Origin of the sequence: Roseovarius sp. (assembly GCF_018066915.1) — a bacterium.
GTDB lineage: Bacteria > Pseudomonadota > Alphaproteobacteria > Rhodobacterales > Rhodobacteraceae > Roseovarius.
In genome coordinates, this window is sequence record NZ_JAGPVV010000195.1 from 1 (window position 1) to 5,575 (window position 5,575).

The following is a 5,575-nucleotide window of genomic DNA, read 5'->3' on the forward strand; positions in this document are numbered from 1 at the left end:
AGGATAACGAGGAGGTTCAGGTCGATGCCACGTAAATTCATGAAACGAATATTACGGTATATTCTATATCCATTGGAAGAATTTTTGTCGCAGAACCATCTTCGGATCATTCCCAAGCCGAAGGAGGCTCCCATGACCCAGACTCTAATCCTGCTCTTTCACCCCAACATCGCAAAATCGAAGGCAAATGCCGCCTTGCAAGCCGCCGCCCACACTATCCCAGGTGCCCAGGTGGTGGACATGCAGGCCCGTTATCCGAGTGGCCATATCGACATGCATACCGACGGCGAAGCCGAGGCGCGTGCGCTTCTGGAAGCCGACCGGATCGTTCTGCAATTTCCGATCCAGTGGTATTCGACGCCCGCCTTGCTGAAGGCGTGGCAGGACGCGGTGCTGACGCGGATGTACTATATCCATGCCGCGGCAGAGGGCGACAGGCTGGCCGGCACGCCGCTGATGATCGCCGCGACGGCTGGCAATACGCCTTCAGCCTACGGCCCCGGCGGCGCCAACCACTTCACGATTGATGAACTCATGGCGCCGCTCAAGGCGACAGCGCTACGCTGCGGCCTGCCGTGGCATTCTCCGCATCTGGTGTTCCGGGCCGACAGGTTGAAGCCTGCGGAACTGGCAGCCGCCCAGGAAAGCTATGTCCGCGCCCTGAATGACTTCATCGCGACAACGACCATCCTCGATCAGACGGCGGCCTGACCCATGACAAAAACGACCCACGACACCCTCGCCGAGCTTCGTCTCGGCACGCCTGCCCCGTTCATTGCCGCAGCATTCAGCCTGCCCGCGCTTATCGCCCTTCAGTTCCTTCTGGCCGGTCAGGCGCTCTTTGCCGGGCTACCCTGGAACCTGCACGGCGCGCTTGGCGGCGTCATTGCGATCCCGGTCTTCACGCTCCTCGGCTGCTCCCTCATCATGCGGCGTTTAAGGGGGTTCGGATGGTGGGCCGGTGTGATCGGTCTTCTCTACGCGCTCCAACTCGCGCTGGCATCGTTCGGCCCTGGCACCCTTGCCCTTCACCCCTTCAACGCGGCGCTCCTGCTGACGGCCTCGCTTATCTTCCTGTTCAAGGTCGAGCGGAGGCGTTCCCCACGAGCCGACAGAGACTGACCCATGCATCTGATTTGACCAAAGACCCTGCGCGCAGCCGACCCCGGAAGTCCAAATGGCCCATCCGGAACCACTCATCGGAGAGAATCCGCGTGCATTCGATCTTTGCGCGTTTTTGCTTGCAGGTGCGCCCAAAGCTGGCCTAGGTCGCCCCCGGAAAGGTAGGGGAAATGATCCCTCTACCAAGAATAAATCCAAGCAGGTTGAGGCGGCAGTATGAGGGTTCTATTGGTCGAAGACGAACCTCGGCTTGCGGAATCGCTGCGCTCGGTCCTCGAACGCGAACGGTTCATCGTGGATCACGCGGAGGGGGTAGAGGCCGCCCGGGAAGCCAGCATGCTTGGATCGTTCGATCTGGTCCTGCTCGACAGGTCTTTGCCGGATGGCGAAGGCCTGTCACTGCTTCCTTCCCTGCGATTTGACAACCCCGGGATACACGTCATCGTCCTCAGCGCCCGCAACGGGGTAAATGACCGTGTCGCGGGTCTTGACGGCGGGGCGGACGACTACCTCACCAAACCCTTTTCCATCGACGAGATGCTGGCGCGCATCCGGGCGGTCCGTCGCCGCCCCGTAGACTTGGCCGGCGCGACAATCCGTGCCGGATCGCTCGTTTTCGACCTCGCTCACGAGGGAGTGGAGGTGGACGGCGCGCGGATCGACCTTCCGCGGCGGGAGTTGCGGGTCCTTGCGGCGCTGATCAAGCGTCGCGGGCGGACCGTGCAACGCGAGGCACTGGAGAATGCGGTTTTCGGATTTGACGACGAAATCCAATCCAACACGCTCGACTCTCACATCTCCCGTTTGCGTCGAAAATTGACCGCCGCCGGTGCGCGGATCGAAATCCACGCCATCCGCGGGGTCGGCTACCTGTTGCGCGAAGTCCCATGACACGGTCGCCGTCGCTCAAACGACCACTGATCGTCTATCCGCTGGTCTTCCACTTCCTTACGCTTCTTGCCTCCTTCTCCATCCTCATCGCGGTTGCACTCCGCATCGACAGCGGCGGGCCCTACACGGATGAACGGATCATCCCGATCATCGCGGACGCGGTGGCGCGCGACGCCGCGGGCGGTCTCTCCATCGTGATGACGCCGGAACTGGCCGACCTGCGCACGGAGGCGACCGACCTCTGGTTCGTGGCCGAGGACGACGGGGGGGCGAGCGTGGTCTTCGGCACGGTTCCCGAAAACTACGCTTCCCTGCTGGGCCGCCTCAGCGACCTCTCCTATGCACAACTACGCGACCGTGTCGCGCCCTACGATCTGGCAGCGGTGATCCGGAGGGAGAATACGGACATAGGCGCCCTGACCATCCTGGGACATGGCGCGCTGTCGGAACTCGGATTTATGGTGGTGTTTGCGACCAACACCATCATCCTGCCGATCTTCGTCTTGCTGACGCTGACCTCGCTGGTCGTCACGCCCTGGATCGTCCGGCGGTCGCTCGCAGGCGTGTCGCGCATTGCGCGGGAGGCGGAGGAGATCGACGCGAATAGCCGAGGGCGCCGTCTGAGCGAAGCCTATGTCCCACAAGAGATCGCGCCGCTTGTGCGGGCGGTGAACGACGCCCTGCGCCGCCTTGACGACGGATACGAACGCCAGCAGCGGTTTATCGCGTCGGCCTCGCACGAGTTGCGCACGCCCATCGCCGTTCTGGCGAGCAAGGTTGATGCGGCCGACAGCAAGACCGTCCGTGCCTTGGCGCTGGACGTGCAACGGATCGCGACCATGACCGAACAACTTCTCGACCTGCACCGCCTCGAGAACAACCGCCACGACGTGGCAATTGACCTTGCGGAGGTTGGCAGGCGTGTTGTCGGAGATCTGGCACCGCTCGTCATCGCCAACGGAGGTTCCATCTCGCTTGAGGTTGTGGACAACGAACCCTGCATCGGCGACGTGGCAGCGTTGGAACGCGTGCTCGTGAATCTCGTTCAGAACGCGATCGATCACGGCGGGACCAATGTTGTCGTCCGCGTTCTTGGAGCGGCCTTGGAGGTCGAGGATGACGGCCCGGGAATACCGCCTACCGAGCGTGAGCGCGTGTTCGAGCCCTTTCACCGCCTTCGGCCACGCGCCACCGGGAGTGGCCTCGGCCTTAACCTCGTACAGGAGGTCATGGATCAACATGGCGGCCGCGTGGAGATCCTCGATGCGCCCAGTGGCGGCACAGTCTTTCGCGTTGATCTGGGTGCCGTTTAAGGCATGGACGGGTGCGACCGTCCATGCCACGACCGACCGCTTTCGAATGTCCGGTAAGGGCCGCTTTTGACAGACAGCGGCACTACAAGAAAACGCCCCGTCGTGTGCATCATTGCGCCTGAATGGAAGGCAGAAGCTCGGTCTCGCACCAGGTCTGGAACGTCGTCGGCGTCGCGGAGCGATCCTTGGGGCACGCCGCGTTGTCCATCCCCTCATTCTTGGCGGTCATCATCTCGACATAGCCTTGCGCCATGCCTTCCGTCGCACCCATGCCGCGCATCATGCCGCCGAAATCCTTCACTGACATCTCGTGGAAGGCGATCTCGCGGCCGAGCACGTTGGAAAGGATCGTCGCCATCTCTTCAAAGCTCAGGTCCTCTGGTCCGCAAAGCGCAAGCTCCGCGACGCTGTCCCAGTCTTGTCCTATCAGCAGCCGAGAGGCGATCGCGGCGACATCGGCCTTCGCGACATGCGGAAGTTTCAGATTGCCAGGCGTTGGCTGATAGAATGCGCCATGCTCGCGGATCAGACCAATTTGACGCGCGATATTGTCCATGAGTGAGGCACAGGCGAGCGAGCGATAGGCTACGCCGGTTCCCGCGATCATGTCGTCCATGGCGACGCTTGCGGCGGCGAGGCCTGCGGGCTTAGGCCATCCTCGCCCGAGGGCCGAGACGCCAACGACATGGCTCACCGACGAACCGGGCAGTGCGGTGCAGAACGCACGGGAGAAGTCGACATAGGCCTCCTCGGGGTTTCTCGCGAGCGGTGATCCCGGCGGCAGCCAGAACACCGCCGAGGCTCCATCGAGCGCCCGCGCAATCGCGCAACCGTCAGCGTGCGAACCTTCGACGATATCGACCCGGCCTCGCGTGTCCGCATCGAGCTTTGACGCATCGCGCAGGATAACACGGACCTTTTCCCCTGCTTCCAGAACGTTCGACAGAACGCGGGCACCGATATCGCCAGTGGGGGTAGTGATCAGGATCATGGTATTTCCTCTTTCATTAGACACTCGACCATCTAAGCAAACCGTGCGGACTTTCTATGCTTGCAAGTCCGCATTTTTGTCTCCATCGTCCGGATCGTCATGGATACATTGTCCGAAATCGTCGCTCTGCTTCAGCCTCACGACTGCGTCGCGGCCGGATTCGATGCGGCGGGCGATTGGTCCATCCAGTTCGAGCGCCATGTCGGGCTGAAGTGCAACTCTGTCATCAAGGGTGGATGCTGGATCACCGTGGACGACGGTAAGCCGGTGTGGCTGGATGCCGGGGATTGCGCGATCCTGCCGCATGGCTTGCCGTTCATTTTGTCAGCGCGTTCCGTTAGCCATGGAACTGATGCCCATGAAATTTATGCGCCCGTCGCGCATGGCGGCACGGCCAGCTATGGCGGCGGTGGAGAGTTTTTCATGGCCGGAAGCCGTTTCCTCCTCTCGGGGCCTGCCGCCGAGATGCTTCTTCCGTCCCTGCCTCCTATCTTGGTCGTCAGGGGGGGCGAAAAGGGAGAGGTGCTGGCGTGGGCAGTCAACCGTATCGCGGGCGAGTTGCGCGCGCCGGAACCGGGCAGCGCACTGACCATCGCACATTTGGCCCACCTCATTCTTGTGCAGGCGCTTCGCGCGTTTCTCGCGCAGGAGCCTAGCGGCGTCACCGGTTGGCTTGCTGCACTTTCTGACCTCAAGATTTCGCGTGCGGTTGCTGCCATCCATGCCGAGCCTGCGCAATCCTGGACGGTGGCCGGTCTGGCCAGCGAGGCCGGACTGTCTCGAACAACATTCGCGGAACGCTTCCGGCAGATCACTGGGCAGACGCCGCTCGGATACGTGACCCAGTGGCGCATGTTGCTGGCCATGGACCGGCTCTTGGCACCAGACGCCGTCTTGGTGAGGATTGCATCGGATGTTGGCTACAGTTCGGAAAGTGCCTTCGCGGCTGCGTTCAAACGCGAGACGGGTCATTCCCCAAGACGCTACGCACGCGGGGCGCGAAGCCGGACATCTGGCTCGACCATGCGCCTTTGTCGAGCATCAAACGATTGACATGACTTCGGGAACTGCCCACTCGCCCACAAAACGCTTCCACGCTCACGGTTCGATGGGCGCAAGTGTTGTCGTGGAGTCACGTAGAACATGGCGATTGTGCCAGACCTCAAGGGTTTTGGTCACCGATGAAAACACCGGTTCTTGTCCAACTGCTCGAGAAGGCGGCAGGGTGCCGAGCACGATTGCGAAGTCGTAAGGGGCG

General features: G+C 62.0%; 6 protein-coding genes. 5 read left to right on the forward strand and 1 reads right to left on the reverse strand.

Annotated features, from left to right (window positions below; translation table 11 throughout):
- Positions 1–132 precede the first annotated feature (132 nt).
- From KBT70_RS10680 to KBT70_RS10695, 4 genes are all read left to right on the forward strand, one after another.
- Positions 133–711, forward strand: coding sequence for an NAD(P)H-dependent oxidoreductase (locus KBT70_RS10680; RefSeq protein WP_296632655.1), 579 nt, complete (start codon positions 133–135; stop codon positions 709–711).
- A gap of 3 nt (positions 712–714) precedes the next feature.
- Positions 715–1,122 (forward strand): DUF6220 domain-containing protein, encoded by a 408-nt coding sequence (locus KBT70_RS10685; protein ID WP_296632657.1) that lies wholly within the window; start codon positions 715–717, stop codon positions 1,120–1,122.
- Positions 1,123–1,338: 216 nt separating this feature from the next.
- Complete coding sequence (locus KBT70_RS10690) at positions 1,339–2,013, forward strand: response regulator transcription factor (RefSeq protein ID WP_296632661.1); 675 nt, start codon at positions 1,339–1,341, stop codon at positions 2,011–2,013.
- Entirely contained in the window at positions 2,010–3,326 is a 1,317-nt protein-coding gene (locus KBT70_RS10695) for a HAMP domain-containing sensor histidine kinase (protein WP_296632664.1), read from the forward strand. The genes KBT70_RS10690 and KBT70_RS10695 overlap by 4 nt, the downstream gene beginning before the upstream one ends.
- 109 nt (positions 3,327–3,435) lie before the next feature.
- Here the strand turns inward: KBT70_RS10695 and KBT70_RS10700 are convergent, their stop codons facing one another.
- Entirely contained in the window at positions 3,436–4,317 is an 882-nt protein-coding gene (locus tag KBT70_RS10700) for an NAD(P)H-binding protein (protein ID WP_296632667.1), read from the reverse strand.
- A gap of 99 nt (positions 4,318–4,416) precedes the next feature.
- On the opposite strand from KBT70_RS10700, the gene KBT70_RS10705 reads away from it, so the two are divergent.
- Positions 4,417–5,370, forward strand: coding sequence for an AraC family transcriptional regulator (locus KBT70_RS10705; RefSeq protein ID WP_296632670.1), 954 nt, complete (start codon positions 4,417–4,419; stop codon positions 5,368–5,370).
- Positions 5,371–5,575: the final 205 nt, after the last annotated feature.